A 12,978-nucleotide genomic window follows, 5' to 3' on the forward strand; every position below is an offset into this window, starting at 1 on the left:
ACTGTCTACGTTATCCAGCCAGCGCTCGTTGCCCGTGGCGGCGCGGCCGATCGCGGCAGAAGGTCGCCGAAGCACGTACTTGTGCCCGAGAATCGGGTAATGGCTGAGCAGAACGCGGACATCAACGGCGTGCGGATCTGTTACGAGACGATCGGCGACCCGATCGGGCAGCCGCTGTTGATGGTCATGGGCCTGAGTGGGCCGATGATCTGGTGGGACGACGAGCTGTGTGGTCTGCTGGCTGATCGTGGCTTCTACGTGATCCGTTTCGACAACCGCGACTGCGGCCGTTCGCAGGCGATGACTGGCCGCGCGTCGCTGATCGGGTCGTTGCTGCGGCAGCCGCCGCCGTACTCGCTCAACGACATGGCCGATGACGCGGCTGGACTGCTTGATCATCTGGGGGTCGAGTCCGCGCATGTCACCGGTGTGTCGTTGGGCGGGATGATCGCGCAGACGCTCGCGATCCGGCATCCGGCGAAGGTCCGTTCACTGGTGTCGGTGATGTCGACGACCGGCAACAAATTCGTCGGCTGGCCCAACCCGCGCGTGCTGCCATACCTGTTGGGAAAGGCACCGGCGGGACGCGACGGGTACATCGAGGCGTCGCTGGCGACGTTCCGGGTGATCGGCTCGCCCGGATTCACCCTCGACGAGGACCGGATGCGCGTTCGCGCCGCGCGCACGTTCGATCGGGGCATCAACCGCGCGGGCACATTGCGGCAGTTGGAGGCGATCAACGCGGCCGCCGACCGCACGAGCCGGTTGCGGCGCCTGCGGATTCCGGCGCTGGTGATCCACGGCAAGTCGGATCCGTTGGTGCACGTGTCGGGTGGGAAGGCGACCGCGCGGGCGATCCCCGATGCCGAGCTGATCCTGGTGCCCGGTATGGGACATGACCTGCCGCGCGGGGTGTGGCCGACACTCGTCGACGGCATCGACCGCACCGCGCAGCGCGTCAGCAGTCGCACGTGATGGCGTGCAGTGGAGCCGTGAGTGGGTCCGCGGGTTGCCGGGTCGTGCCGTCGTCGGTCTGGATGGGAAAGCCTTCGCGGATCCAGTACTCGACGCCGCCGAGCATTTCCTTGACCTGATAGCCGAGTTTGGCGAACTCGCGCGCGGCCCGGGTAGCGCCGTTGCAGCCAGGGCCCCAGCAGTAGGTGACCACCGGTGTGGCGAGGTCGATGCTGGTCGGCGCACGTTCGGCGATGTCGTCTGTGGGCAGGTGCAGTGCGCCCGGGATGTGGCCTTGGTGCCAGCCCGCGTGGCCGCGCGAGTCGATGAGCACGAACTCGCCTTGCGCGGCGTAGACGTCGGAGACATCGGTCTGGAACTGCAGGCGGGCGGTGAAGAAGGCGAGGGCGTCCATGCCCGGAAACGCTATTGTGCCGAGACTGTCCGGTGAAGTGACGATCCACGGCGTTTCCTTCCAGTGGCCGGGGATTTTATGGTGGTTATGCTGTGTGGCCGTGGAAACCTTGGACGCCACGGATTGGCGGATCCTGGAGGAACTCCAGCGTGACGGCCGGGCCAGCTATGCGGAACTGGCCAGGGCGGTGTCGATGTCGGCATCAGCGGTGACCGAGCGGGTCCGCAGGCTGGAGCAGGCCGGGATCATCGGCGGCTATACGGCGGTGGTCGACGCGGACCGGTTGGGTTTCGGGATCCTGGCGTTGGTGCGGCTGCGTTATCCGACCGGGAACTACAAGCCGTTCCACGAGTTGCTGGCCAGTACGCCGGAGATCATCGAGGCGCATCACGTGACCGGCGACGACTGCTTCGTGCTCAAGGTGATCGCGCGATCGATGCGGCACTTGGAGCAGACGACCGGCCGGATCAGCGGCTTGGGCTCGGTGACCACGAGCGTCGTGTACTCCAGCCCCCTGGCTCGCCGGGATCTGACGAGCGGCCTGTCAGCCGAGGCCTGATCGGGCGATGACGCTGGTGATGCTGATGCGCACCGCGGTGAAACCTTCCCGCACGAACGATTCCGCGAAGTCCTGCGCGGGGTGGGCGGGGTAGTAGCGCTCGGCGATGCCCCCGGCGACGTGTTTGATCTGGTCCGGCTCTGCCGAAATTCGTGCGTGCCCGTCGATGGACACGAAACTGTAGGGCTGCCGCTCGTCGCTGACGCACACCGCGATGCGCCCGTCACGCGCCAGGCTCTTGCCTTTGACACTCCCCGGCGACAGGGCGAAGGCGAGTTCATCGCCGTCGAGGATGAAGCAGACCGGGGTGACGTGCGGTCGCCCGTCCGCGCGGGTGAGGGCCACGTGGGCAAGCCGGGTTCCCTCGGAGATGAAGGAACGCCACTCGGTGTCGGTCATGGTGGTCATTGGTGTGTTTCCTTTCGGATGGATTCTCAGTGCTGTTGCCGCTTACAGAGCACGAACATCGGCTGTACGAACGCGCCAGCTCGGGCAACGAGGTGGCATGCCCCCGAGAGACCAGGCCAGAGCTGGTCACCCGAAGGGTGTCGCGGTGATGGTCATGGCATTGACGCTAGAAACCACAGCCTATTAAGAAAAGCGAACATTGACGATCGAATCCATCGCGACGCGTTATACATAGAGCATGTCCGACGTTGACCTGCGGCACCTGACGACGATGATCGCGATCGCCGAGGAGGGCACGTTCTCCCGCGCGGCCGCCAGGCTGGGCTACACCCAGTCGAGCGTGAGCCAGCACATCGCGGCGCTGGAGAAGACGGTCGGCGGCGTACTGTTCGACCGGCCCGGTGGCCCGAAGCCGGTCCGGTTGACTCCGCTCGGCGCCGTGGTGCTCGAACAAGGCAGGCAGCTGCTGTCCAAAGCCGAAGCGCTGGGCCACGCGGTTGATCGGTTCAAGGCAGGCGATGGCCGCATCGACGTCGGCACCTTGCAGAGCGTCTCGAGTGTCATCCTGCCGACCGTGCTGCGTCGCCTTCGGGACGAGCATCCCACCTGCGATATCAGGCTTTCGGAAGCCGAACCGGACGACGCGCAGATCGGCGATCTCGACCTGTTGTTCTACGACGGACCGATCAGCGACGACACCGAACACGTCCTGCTGATGCACGACCCCTACCGGGTGGTGGCGCATCCAGGAGACCTGCCCGCCGGACCGGTGCCCGCGCGCGAGCTGGACGGGAAGCCGATGGTGGCCTGGCCGGTGACCTCTGATCAGCCCAGGCTGGAGCAGGCGCTCGCCGACGCGGGCGCGCAGCCGCGCATCGTGTTCCGCTCAGCAGGCAACGACACGATCTTGTCGATGGTGCGTGCCGGGATGGGGCTCGCCGTTTTGCCCTGGCTCGCGATCCACCACGTCGTATGCCGTGACTGCGGCTCGATTCACGGCCCGGAAGGCTGGCCGGATCTGCGGGTTCACGAACTCGACCCCACGCCCACCCGTGCGATCTACCTGCACTGGCCGCCGGGACGCAGCGGTCAGTCGCCGCTCGCGGCCCGCGCGATCGAGATCGCCGTGGAGGTCGCGCGTGAGCTGGCTCCGGCAGCTCGGTGATCATTTTTCGGATGACCGTTGCCCGTGAAGTCGCCAGAATCGACGAATGCTCAGCCCATCGCAGATCCGTGACCGACTGAGGGACAGCGCTGCCGCGGCTCTGGACGGTGACGAGACGGTCTTGGACCAGACCGCGTCCTGGCTTGCCTCGCTGACTGCGCGTGAGTTGGTGCGGGTCGACCATTACGCACGTCAGGACTGCTACGAAGGAACGTCGCGGATGTGGGCACAAGCGGTTGTGGCCAGCCCGTTTCCCGTCGTCGCGGTGTTGGCCAGCATGCACCGGGACGGGTACGTGCGTGAGCTTGCCGTGGGGTCGTTGGCCACCTCGCTGGACGTGGTGAGCGATCGAGCACTGGCGGTTCGCGTCACCGATCACGTCGGAGTGATCCGCGAGAAGGCAATGCGCGAGGTGCTGCGACGCTTGACGTTGGACCACGCTGAGCACGTGATGCCTGTGCTGCTTCGGATCGAGCAGCGCAGCCGGGCGGCTATAGCCCTGGCGCTATATCTAGACGCCCTGGTCAGCGAGTACGGCGAGGCACAGGTGTGGGGCCGCTTGCGTCGCTCCGCGGACCGCGATCTTCAGCGAGTTGCCTTCCAACGCAGTATCGACTCCGGACTGCTTGAGCTGACTGACGCGATCGAGTTGTTGCCCAGGGAGAAGGATCAGGTCGTGCGTCGGCAGTTGATCCGTGTCATCGCCGACTCGGCGTCTGCGGATGTCATCGCGAAAGTGCTGCTTGGCGGCCGGTCCGCCGAGAGTCGCGCCCTCGGCCTGGTCAAGCTGACAGCCGCGGAGCTGGATGTCGCCGACGTGCAGCGGCTGCTGATCGATCGGTCAGTGCTGGTGCGACTGTGGGCCCGGCGTCGCTGGCAGGAGATGGGGCACGACGCAGCCAGCGCCTATGCCGCGGTTGCGCGTTCCGCTGCCATGCCGATCGTGCGTGCTCGCGCCTACATCGGGCTCGCAGAGACCGAGACCGCGATCGAACGCGAGGAGATCCTCGGCCTCGTCCAGAGCACGGAGCTCCCGTTGCGGAAAGTCGGCCTGTCCTTGCTTCGGGGCCGCGCCACCGCGCAGGACGTCCCGTTGTTGCTCGGGTTGGTCGCGGATGATCAATCGCGCGTGGCGCGGCTCGCGAGCGAGGTCCTCGTTGGCGGCCCGCGGTTGTGGTCGGTGGCGGACCTCGCCCCGCTCAAGGCGGCACACGACCCTGAGCGTCGTCGGCGGGCATGGTGGCTCCACCGGCACCGCGGTGGGTGGGACGCAGTCATCGCCGATCTTGAGCTGCTGCACGACAGCGACCCGGAGCTGGCCGCCTTGGGTCGTCACCGCGAGCTGCCGATGTACTTCCAGCCGACCGGCACCCAGCGGCAACGCATCATGGACCTGCTCGCCACCGTCCCGCTCGACCAGCATCAACGTCGGCGCATCGGCTGGGTCGCGGGAATCCCGGATCCCTCGTGACGGGGGATGTCACGGTGCTGGGCGGGTGGGGTGGCGCGGCGTGGGCGGGTCAGGCGCCAGCGATCCGTCGGGCGCGATGTGCTCGAAGATCTGCTCGACCAACGTGAGTACGTGCGGGTCTTCCACGGCGTAGATCTGCCTGCGCCCGTCGCGGCGCGCGGCGACCAAGCCTGCCAGTCGAAGCTTGGCCAAGTGCTGACTGACCGCGGCGACCGTTGTGCCGATGCGTTCGGCCAGTGTGCCGACGTCGTACTCGTGGCGGGCGAGCAGCCACACCACGTGCAGCCGGGTAGGCGCGGAGAGCAGGGCAAACGTCGCCGCCGCCGATTGCAGCTGCGGGCGGGTCGGCGAGTCGTTCGGTGTCGGTTCGCTCATGGCTGTTCGGATTCTTCCCGAATGCGGCCCGCGCCACAGTCTGACGCTTGCGCAATTGATTGACAATTAGCTTCGCTTACGGCAGGGTTGTCACCGAACGAAGGGGAGTAGCCCCCAACGCCGTGGTCGACACACTGGCTCGCAAGGGCCCGGCCCGGCGGCCTTCTCGTGCAAAGAAGGCGGGCGAGACCTTCGACCCACCGGACGCATTTCTGATGCGCGCCGTGGGTCGAGGTCGCCGGTGCGCTCCCGACGAGTTCGTCCCGCGACGCGGGAGGACTCTCGTGATTCATTTCGCCTTGCTGATCGGCTGCGCGGTCGCGATCTACTTGTCGTGCGAGTGGTTCGTCAACGCCGTCGAGTGGCTCGGCCGTCGCCTGAAAGTCGGCACGGTCGCGGTCGGCACAGTGCTCGCGGCGATCGGTACCGCGTTGCCCGAAAGCGTCGTGACGTTCGTGGCGGTGGCGTTCGGTGACACGCCTGAGCAGCGCGATTTGGGTGTCGGTGCGGCGATGGGCGGGCCGTTGGCGTTGGCGACCGTCGCGTACGGCGTGATCGGGTGGAGTCTTCTGGCCAGCAGGCGCCGTGGCGCGCCGCAGGACTGGGGCGATGTCGACAAGCTCGCCAAGGATCAGACGTGGTTCATCGCGGTGTTCGCGGTCAAGGTCGGGCTCGGTGTGGTCGCGTTCGCGATCAAACCGTGGCTGGGGTTCCTGTTCTTCGCGGTGTACGCGGCCTATTGCGTGCGGGAGATGCGCCGCCAGGACAGCGATAGCGGTGAGGACGAGCTGGCGCCGTTGAAACTGCAGCGCCGCCGCGCCACCCCGGCGACCTGGGCGGTCGTGGCGCAGACGCTCGGGGCGCTGGCGGTGATCTTCGCGGCGTCGCGGTTGTTCGTGCTGCAACTGGACGCGGTCGGGCCGATGCTGGGATTGCCCGCGACGTTGACCGCGCTGTTGCTGGCACCGATCGCGACCGAGTTGCCGGAGATCATGAACGCGGTCATCTGGGTACGGCAGGGCAAGACCAAGCTGGCGCTGGCGAACGTGTCCGGGTCGATGATGATCCAGGCGACCGTGCCGAGCGGGTTCGGTCTGCTGTTCACGCCGTGGCGGCTGGATTCACCGCTGTTGATCGCGGGCGGGGTGACCATGCTGGCGGTGGTGTATCTGCTGATCACGTTGCGCTCCGGCCGGTTGAGCGTGCGCAGGCTCTCGATCGTGGGCGCGTTCTACGGTCTGTTCGCGGTCGCGTTGGTGCCGGTGTTCAGCTGAGCTAGCAGGTCCTCGTTGGCCGCCAGCAGGTCCCGACGGGTGAGCACCTCCTCGGCACGGTCGTCGATCAGGATGTTCGCGGTATTGAGGGTTCCGCCCGCGCCGCGCACGTCGATCGCCGTGAGGGGCGGCAGCAGGGCCAGCAGGCGGTCGATCTCGGTGTGCAGCGCGATCGGGTCGGGCACGTGGAAGGTGTAGATGCGCAGGTGACCAGCGCGGCCAACGACACGCGCGCGCAGCACACCGGGCATGTGGGTGGGGATGTCCCCGGTGGTCAGCGCGACGGGTTTGGCCAGTCGGGTGGCGGTGTGGCCGCCTTCCGCGGCGACCACGTCCGGGCGAAACAGCAGCTTGCGGGCGCGTAGCCGCGCGTCGGCGTCGTGGTCGATGTCCTGGCGCGCGGTGGCGGGCGCGGGGATTTCGCCGACACGCCACGGCACGCGCAGCGAACGTACGGCGCCGTCCGGGCTTAGGCAGGTCATGGCGACGGTGTCGTCGCCGGGCGGCAGCCAGGTCAGCAACGGCCGCAGAGTCAGGCAGTCCAGGCCACGGGCGAGGCTGGCGGCGGCGTCCGGACACGCGGCTTGGGCGCCGATGAGGGCGACCGCCCACGCGATGGGCGTGCCGTTCCAGTGCGTGACCTGTGTTCCTGGCTGCAGGGCGGTGTATCCGGACACAACCCGGGTGACGAGGTATTCGCTGGTGGCGGTGCGTTCCAGGCGGAAGGGTAGGTAGGCGAAGCGGCTCGCGTACGGTTCGGGCAGCAGGTAGGTCTGGCCCATTGAGCGGTGCACGCCAGCCATTTCGCGGTGGAAGGCGCGTTCGTCGGTCATGTGCCGCACGAAGGACCGTAGCGACCGCAACCGGTGCACGGCGTCGGTGTGTCCGAATTGGAGTAGGGCACGGTCCACGATCGCGACGCGCTGTGCCGCGGTCAGTGGGGTGAGGGCCGCGGTGAACTCGGCAAGGCTCATCGCTTCGGGCATGTCGCGCTCCCTTCCGCTTCAGAACCACAGAGCTGCCGGAACGCGTCGTGATACGACAGGTCAGGCCGGGTGGCCGGAAATTCGGCCACCCGGCCTGACCGGGTTAATGCAGGTGGAATGACGGAGTGAGCAGGACCAGCCGGTCCTCCGGGCCCGTTTTGGTGAACGGGACTTCGGCGGGTTCGTCGGACACGTTTTCCTTGCGGAACCAGCCAAGGCGCCGTTCGGACAGGAACGTCCGCACGAGCGTCTGGCGGGCGTAGGCGTTCAACGCCTGATGCCGGGTGACACGCCGCCATGCCAGGTACAACTTGGTGAAGGTCACCTGGACAAGGTCTTCGGCCCGGTGCCAGTCGCCGCACAGCAGATATGCCGTCCGACGCATGGCATCCGACCGCGCCGCGAAATAGTCCGCGAACGCGGTGTCCCGATCGGTCATCAATCCCCCCGGGGTCGTGCTTCTCGGTGCTGGGTTACTGCGGTAGTCACGCGCGCTGAAGCTCGCCGGGTTGCACGAGCCGGGCCAGAAGTTCCCCGAATTCCTCCCACCACGGCAGGTGTTCGGATCTGGGCAGGTACTGGCGTCGCTGGGCGCGCAAGGCGTCGACTTTCGCCTGCATCGCCGCGGCGGTGTCCACATCCAGGGCAAGTGCTTCGCGTAGCGCGGTGAGCAGGGTGGTTTCGGCGTCGTCGGTGACTGAGTCGGCGCCTGCGAGCCATGCGGCGCACCCGTAGGTCAGGGCGCGTTCGCCGACGGTGAGTTCCGCTGGGTCGGGCAGGCCGTCGGGAACCGTGTCCAGGTGTAGCGCTTCGGCTACGACGTCCAGGGCGTGCTGTTCGGCGTGGTTGATCTGGTTGTCCGCACGGGCCACCGCGCTGGTGGCTTCGAAGATTGCGGCGCGCGCGGCGGGTGACAGGCCGCGCACCAGCGCCGCGGTGCGGGCTTGCTGGTCGGCGACCATGTCGTCGAGCAGGGTGGCGCTACGGGCGGCGTCGGTGAGCACGACCGGGTCCAGCAGCCTTTCGGCGGTGGCTGGGGGTGCGATGCCGAGTTGGATGACGGCGTCTTTGATGGTGGTGTTGTGGTCGCGGGCGTGGTGGGCGGCTCGTGCTCCCGCGTCGTAGCCGTAGACGCCTCCAACCACTGTGGACAGTCCGAGGGAACGCTCGGCTGTGCGGCGATTGTGTTCTGTGTCTATGTCGATGTCGCGCAGGCATTTGTCGGCGAACAGCGGCATCGTGTTGGTCAGCAGCCGGATGGATTCGAAGAGGTTTTTCACGATCACCGCCGTCCAGGCGTTGAAGTCCAGCTCCGCGCCTTCCACCGCCATCGTGACCACCGTGTCGTTGCCGCAGACCTGCAGGCCGACCTGCACCACCAACTCGGCCATCACGGGGTTGACCTTGCCGGGCATGAAGGACGACCCGGCCTGCACGGCCGGTAGCCGGATCTCGCCGAGGCCCGCGCGGTTTCCGCTGGCCAGCAGCCGCAGGTCTTTCGCTATTTTGATCAGCCCGCAGGCCAGGGCTTTGAAGATCGTGGAGATGTACTGGAAGACGTCGCCGTTCTGGAAGGCGTCGAAGAAATCCGGGTGCCGGCGCAACGGCAGCGACGTGACCTCGCGCAGACGCGGGTAGATGGCGTCGATGTATCCGGCGCCGACGCCCAGGCCGGTGCCCACGACTGTGCCGCCCATGGGCACGTCCAGGCAGGCTTCAGCCGCGGCGGTCAGCCGGAGCACTCCTCGGCGGGCCACGGCGAGGTAGGCGCCGAAGGCTTGGCCGAAGGTGACCGGGACCGCGTCCTGCAAACACGTCCGCGACAGTTTCACGGTGTCCTGGTGCTGGATGACTTTCTCCTCGAGCACGACGGCGAGGTGCTCGGCGGCGTCACGCAGCCGCAGGATGTCGCGGTGCAGGGCGATGTTCACCGCGGTGGCCATGGCGTCTGATGTGGACTGTCCGGCGTTGACGTGGTTGTTGGGGTGAACGAATTCGTAGCCGCGCTGCCCGGACAGCAGTTCGTTGGCGCGGTTGGCGATGACTTCGTTGACGTTCATGTTCGGCGAGACGCCGCCGCCCGCGGACAGCACGTCGACCGGGAACTGCTCAGGGCCGAGGGTGCCGTCGATGATCTCCTCGGCGGCCTGGGCGATGGCGTGCGCGACGGGTGGGCGCAGCACGCCGATGTCCATATTGGCCAGTGCGGCGGCTTTCTTGACCTGGGCGATGGCGTGCAGCAGCGTGGTTTGGCCGCCCAGGGTCTGGCCGGAGACGTCGAAGTTGCCGCGGGCGCGTTCGGTCTGCACGCCGTAGTAGGCGTGCGCGGGCAGGGTGACCGGGCCGAGGGAGTCGTGTTCGACCCGGGTGGTCATGACTGCTCGCCCCGGTAGCGGGCGGCGACGAACGCGCTGGCGGCGTTGAGTTTCTCGCTGAGTTCGTAGGCGCCGAGGACTTCGAATCCGTGGTTGTCCAGGTAGTGCTCGAGCTCTTTGGGGTAGATCAGGCGGAAGTTCACGTGGTCGTGCACGAGTCCTTGGGCGCGGCGCCAGGTGCGGCGGCGTTCCAGCAGTTGCTGGGCGTAGTGGTGGCGGTATTCGGCGATCGCTTCGGCGCGCAGGTCGGGGATGTCGATGGTGAAGCTGCGCGGGAGTTTGTCGGTGCGTTGCGGGTCGATCATCTCCAGGATGAGCACGGTGCCGGGCTGGCTGTGGGCGGCGAAGGTGGCGATGGCTTTGTCGATGTCGCGGTTGGCGTGGATGTTGGCCAGCGCGTAGCCGAAGCAGGTGATCGCCTCGAAGGCGCGCTCCAGCCGCAGGGTGCGCATGTCGCCGGTCTGGAAGTTGATCTCGGGACGCCGGGTGCGGGCGTAGTCGATCATGGCCTGCTGGTGGTCGACGCCGACCACGTCGGGGATGTGGGTGGCGAGGTATTCCAGGTCACGCCCGGTGCCGCAGCCGATGTCCAGCAGGCTCTCGGCGCGGCGGCCGAGTTGGTCGTGCAGGATGGTCTCGGCGAGTTTGGCTACGGCGTGGCCCGCGCCGTCGTAGACGACTTCGTAGAGCTCGGGGTGGCGGTAGAGCAGGTTGCTGACATCGCTGACGTCACGGTCGGTCTGCCTGTCCATGCCCTTCGATGGTCCTCACCCGCTCGATCCACATCCAGCACGCAGGGTGAAGTTCACTCGGTCGTGAAAAGATAGATAACCTCACAGCTGTGCCCGATTTCGGGCACGGAAGTTGAGTTGGGGGTGGGTTTGGTGCCAGGCTCGGACGCCATGACGCAGACGGAGCTGGTGCGGCACGTGGTCGCCTCGACCGGGCTGGCTCCGGAGACGGCGGCGCGGCTGGTCGCGGATGTGGTCGCTTACTTCGGCGAGACAGCCGAGCAGTTCGTGCGCCGCAGGCACGCGGAGTTGCGGCGCCGGCACTACGGCAACGCCGACATCTGGCCGGTGATCGCGGCTGAGCTGGGTGAGCGGCGGGTCGCGGCGCCAGAGCTCTCGGAGCGTCAGTTGCGGCGAATCGTGTACGGCTGAAAGGGACTCGCTATTCATGTGCGGCATCGTCGGCTATGTGGGGCATCGGGACGCGGTTCCGGTGTTGCTGGAGGGTTTGCAGCGGCTGGAGTACCGGGGGTATGACTCGGCGGGTCTGGCGTTGGTGCACCGTGGCCGGCTCAAGACGCACAAGGCCGCGGTGCGGGTGCGTGAGCTCAAGGAGCAGGTGGGCAAGGCGCCGGGCGTGGTCGGCATCGCGCACACGCGGTGGGCGACGCACGGTGAGGTCACGGACGTCAACGCCCACCCGCACACCGACACCGCGAGCCGGTTCGCCGTGGTGCACAACGGGATCGTGGAGAACTCCGACGAGCTGCGCGCGAAGCTGACCGCGCAGGGCGTGCCGCTGGTGTCGGAGACCGACACCGAGGCGCTGGCGCACCTGATCGCCGCGGCGGCGGAGCAGCACGAGTCGCTCGAGGAGGCGGTGCGGGCGGCGTTGCGCGGCGTGGAGGGCACCTACGGCCTGGTCGTGCTGGACTCACGGCGCCCGAACGAGCTGGTCGTGGCCCGTAACGGCAGCCCGATCGTGCTCGGTGTGGGCGAGGGCGAGATGTTCATCGCCTCGGACGTGGCCGCGCTGGTGCGCCACACCCAGCGGGTGGTGTACCTGGAGGACGGCGAGATCGCGACCGTGCGCGCCGGGGACTTCGAGACCAGCGGCCGCGCGGAGACGGTGGATCTGGCTGACGAGGACTACCAGCTGGGCGAGTTCCCGGATTTCATGCGTAAGGAGATGGCCGAGCAGCCCGAGGCGGTGCGCCGGGCGCTGCGTGGCCGGTTGGACACGCGGTTCGCCACGGCGCGGCTGGGTGGTTTGCGGCTGGACCCGCGGGATCTGCGTGCGGTGCGTCGGGTGAAGTTCTTGGGTTGTGGCACGGCGTATTACGCCGGTCAGGTCGGCGCGAACCTGGTGGAGGAGCTGGCGCGTATCCCCGCGGACGCCGAACCGGCCTCCGAGTTCCGGTACCGCAACCCGGTGGTGGACCCGGACACGTTGTACGTGGCGATCTCGCAGTCCGGCGAGACCCTGGACACCCTCGCGGCGGTGCAGGAGCTCAAGCGCAAGGGCGGCAACGTGATCGGCGCGGTGAACGTGGTCGGCTCGGCGGTGGCGCGCGAGTGCGGCAGTGGCGTGTTCCTGCATGCCGGGCCGGAGGTGTCGGTCGCGTCGACCAAGGCGTACACGAACATGGCGGTGTCGTTCGCGATGCTGGCGTTGTGGCTGGGCCGGGTGCGTGACCTCTCGGCGCACCATGGCACGCGGTTGGTGACGGCGATGCAGCAGTTGCCGGAGCAGATCGCCTCGATTCTGGAGACGGACTACGAGGTGGCGGCGATCGCGCGTAAGTACGCGCACGCCAAGCACATGTTCTTCATCGGCCGGGTGCGTGGTTGGCCGGTGGCGCGCGAAGGCGCGCAGAAGCTCAAGGAAATCTCGTACGTGCACGCGGAGGCCTACCAGGCCGCGGAGCTCAAGCACGGCCCGTTGGCGTTGATCGACGCGGAGATGCCGAGCGTGGTCGTGGTGCCGCAGGATGAGTTGCTGGCCAAGAACATCGGCACGATCGAGCAGATCAAGGCGCGTGGTGGTCCGGTGATCGTGGTGACCAACGCGGACCTGCCGGACGGTCTGGCGGACGCGGTGTTGCGGGTGCCGCGCAACGAGCCGGAGCTCGACCCGATTCTGCTGACGATTCCGTTGCAGATGCTGGCGTATCACGTGGCGTCGGCGTTGGGCCGGGATATCGACAAGCCGCGCAACCTGGCCAAGAGCGTCACGGTCGAATAGGTCCGTTTCGTTCAAGACTG

At 67.4% G+C, this 12,978-nt stretch carries 14 protein-coding genes; 7 read left to right on the plus strand and 7 right to left on the minus strand.

From position 1 onward, the window contains the following. Positions 1-99: 99 nt before the first annotated feature. Positions 100-975: an alpha/beta fold hydrolase gene (locus tag LWC34_RS14605; protein ID WP_233725595.1), complete on the plus strand. Its 876-nt coding sequence runs from the start codon at positions 100-102 to the stop codon at positions 973-975. Here LWC34_RS14605 and LWC34_RS14610 read toward each other — a convergent pair. After that, complete coding sequence (locus LWC34_RS14610; protein ID WP_233725596.1) at positions 959-1,369, minus strand: rhodanese-like domain-containing protein; 411 nt, start codon at positions 1,367-1,369, stop codon at positions 959-961. The two genes, LWC34_RS14605 and LWC34_RS14610, sit on opposite strands and share 17 nt — an antisense overlap. 100 nt (positions 1,370-1,469) lie before the next feature. Here LWC34_RS14610 and LWC34_RS14615 point away from each other — a divergent pair, with 100 nt between their 5' ends. Then, positions 1,470-1,928, plus strand: a complete 459-nt coding sequence (locus LWC34_RS14615) for an Lrp/AsnC family transcriptional regulator (protein WP_233725597.1) — start codon at positions 1,470-1,472, stop codon at positions 1,926-1,928. Here LWC34_RS14615 and LWC34_RS14620 read toward each other — a convergent pair. Next, positions 1,914-2,336, minus strand: a complete 423-nt coding sequence (locus LWC34_RS14620; RefSeq protein WP_233725598.1) for a PPOX class F420-dependent oxidoreductase — start codon at positions 2,334-2,336, stop codon at positions 1,914-1,916. The two genes, LWC34_RS14615 and LWC34_RS14620, sit on opposite strands and share 15 nt — an antisense overlap. A 238-nt stretch (positions 2,337-2,574) precedes the next feature. On the opposite strand from LWC34_RS14620, the gene LWC34_RS14625 reads away from it, so the two are divergent. Next, positions 2,575-3,501: a LysR family transcriptional regulator gene (locus LWC34_RS14625; protein ID WP_233725599.1), complete on the plus strand. Its 927-nt coding sequence runs from the start codon at positions 2,575-2,577 to the stop codon at positions 3,499-3,501. A 46-nt stretch (positions 3,502-3,547) separates the two neighbouring features. Next, positions 3,548-4,972: a hypothetical protein gene (locus tag LWC34_RS14630; protein ID WP_233725600.1), complete on the plus strand. Its 1,425-nt coding sequence runs from the start codon at positions 3,548-3,550 to the stop codon at positions 4,970-4,972. A 9-nt stretch (positions 4,973-4,981) separates the two neighbouring features. Here the strand turns inward: LWC34_RS14630 and LWC34_RS14635 are convergent, their stop codons facing one another. Next, positions 4,982-5,347 carry an ArsR/SmtB family transcription factor gene (locus tag LWC34_RS14635; protein ID WP_233725601.1) on the minus strand — a complete coding sequence of 122 codons (366 nt, stop codon included), beginning with the start codon at positions 5,345-5,347 and terminating at the stop codon, positions 4,982-4,984. Between the two features lie 284 nt (positions 5,348-5,631). Here LWC34_RS14635 and LWC34_RS14640 point away from each other — a divergent pair, with 284 nt between their 5' ends. Then, entirely contained in the window at positions 5,632-6,621 is a 990-nt protein-coding gene (locus LWC34_RS14640; protein ID WP_233725602.1) for a sodium:calcium antiporter, read from the plus strand. Here the strand turns inward: LWC34_RS14640 and LWC34_RS14645 are convergent. The 4 genes from LWC34_RS14645 to LWC34_RS14660 all read right to left on the minus strand — a co-directional run bounded on the left by LWC34_RS14645 (position 6,579) and on the right by LWC34_RS14660 (position 10,734). Continuing rightward, positions 6,579-7,607: a hypothetical protein gene (locus LWC34_RS14645; RefSeq protein WP_233725603.1), complete on the minus strand. Its 1,029-nt coding sequence runs from the start codon at positions 7,605-7,607 to the stop codon at positions 6,579-6,581. The genes LWC34_RS14640 and LWC34_RS14645 overlap by 43 nt on opposite strands. Before the next feature lie 103 nt (positions 7,608-7,710). Beyond that, a complete protein-coding gene (locus tag LWC34_RS14650) occupies positions 7,711-8,046 on the minus strand; it encodes a sigma factor (RefSeq protein WP_233725604.1) in 336 nt (111 codons plus the stop codon). A gap of 46 nt (positions 8,047-8,092) precedes the next feature. Further along, positions 8,093-9,982: a lyase family protein gene (locus LWC34_RS14655; protein ID WP_233725605.1), complete on the minus strand. Its 1,890-nt coding sequence runs from the start codon at positions 9,980-9,982 to the stop codon at positions 8,093-8,095. Beyond that, on the minus strand, positions 9,979-10,734 hold the full coding sequence (locus LWC34_RS14660) for a class I SAM-dependent methyltransferase (protein WP_233725606.1): 756 nt from the start codon (positions 10,732-10,734) through the stop codon (positions 9,979-9,981). Before LWC34_RS14660 ends, LWC34_RS14655 begins: the two co-directional genes overlap by 4 nt. A gap of 150 nt (positions 10,735-10,884) precedes the next feature. Between LWC34_RS14660 and LWC34_RS14665 the strand changes: the two genes are divergently transcribed. After that, a complete protein-coding gene (locus LWC34_RS14665) occupies positions 10,885-11,145 on the plus strand; it encodes a hypothetical protein (RefSeq protein WP_233725607.1) in 261 nt (86 codons plus the stop codon). Positions 11,146-11,161: 16 nt separating this feature from the next. Beyond that, complete coding sequence (gene glmS, locus LWC34_RS14670; protein WP_233725608.1) at positions 11,162-12,958, plus strand: glutamine--fructose-6-phosphate transaminase (isomerizing); 1,797 nt, start codon at positions 11,162-11,164, stop codon at positions 12,956-12,958. Positions 12,959-12,978: the final 20 nt, after the last annotated feature.

The organism is Kibdelosporangium philippinense (assembly GCF_021390435.2).
Classification (GTDB): Bacteria; Actinomycetota; Actinomycetes; order Mycobacteriales; family Pseudonocardiaceae; genus Kibdelosporangium; species Kibdelosporangium philippinense.

Bases quoted from the DNA above. Each gene is read 5' to 3' on its own strand.
- LWC34_RS14605 (WP_233725595.1), top strand. From the start codon at position 100: ATGGCTGAGCAGAACGCGGACATCAACGGCGTGCGGATCTGTTACGAG.
- LWC34_RS14610 (WP_233725596.1), bottom strand. From the start codon at position 1,369: ATGGACGCCCTCGCCTTCTTCACCGCCCGCCTGCAGTTCCAGACCGAT.
- LWC34_RS14620 (WP_233725598.1), bottom strand. From the start codon at position 2,336: ATGACCACCATGACCGACACCGAGTGGCGTTCCTTCATCTCCGAGGGA.
- LWC34_RS14625 (WP_233725599.1), top strand. From the start codon at position 2,575: ATGTCCGACGTTGACCTGCGGCACCTGACGACGATGATCGCGATCGCC.
- LWC34_RS14630 (WP_233725600.1), top strand. From the start codon at position 3,548: ATGCTCAGCCCATCGCAGATCCGTGACCGACTGAGGGACAGCGCTGCC.
- LWC34_RS14635 (WP_233725601.1), bottom strand. From the start codon at position 5,347: ATGAGCGAACCGACACCGAACGACTCGCCGACCCGCCCGCAGCTGCAA.
- LWC34_RS14645 (WP_233725603.1), bottom strand. From the start codon at position 7,607: ATGCCCGAAGCGATGAGCCTTGCCGAGTTCACCGCGGCCCTCACCCCA.
- LWC34_RS14650 (WP_233725604.1), bottom strand. From the start codon at position 8,046: ATGACCGATCGGGACACCGCGTTCGCGGACTATTTCGCGGCGCGGTCG.
- LWC34_RS14655 (WP_233725605.1), bottom strand. From the start codon at position 9,982: ATGACCACCCGGGTCGAACACGACTCCCTCGGCCCGGTCACCCTGCCC.
- LWC34_RS14660 (WP_233725606.1), bottom strand. From the start codon at position 10,734: ATGGACAGGCAGACCGACCGTGACGTCAGCGATGTCAGCAACCTGCTC.
- LWC34_RS14665 (WP_233725607.1), top strand. From the start codon at position 10,885: ATGACGCAGACGGAGCTGGTGCGGCACGTGGTCGCCTCGACCGGGCTG.
- glmS (WP_233725608.1), top strand. From the start codon at position 11,162: ATGTGCGGCATCGTCGGCTATGTGGGGCATCGGGACGCGGTTCCGGTG.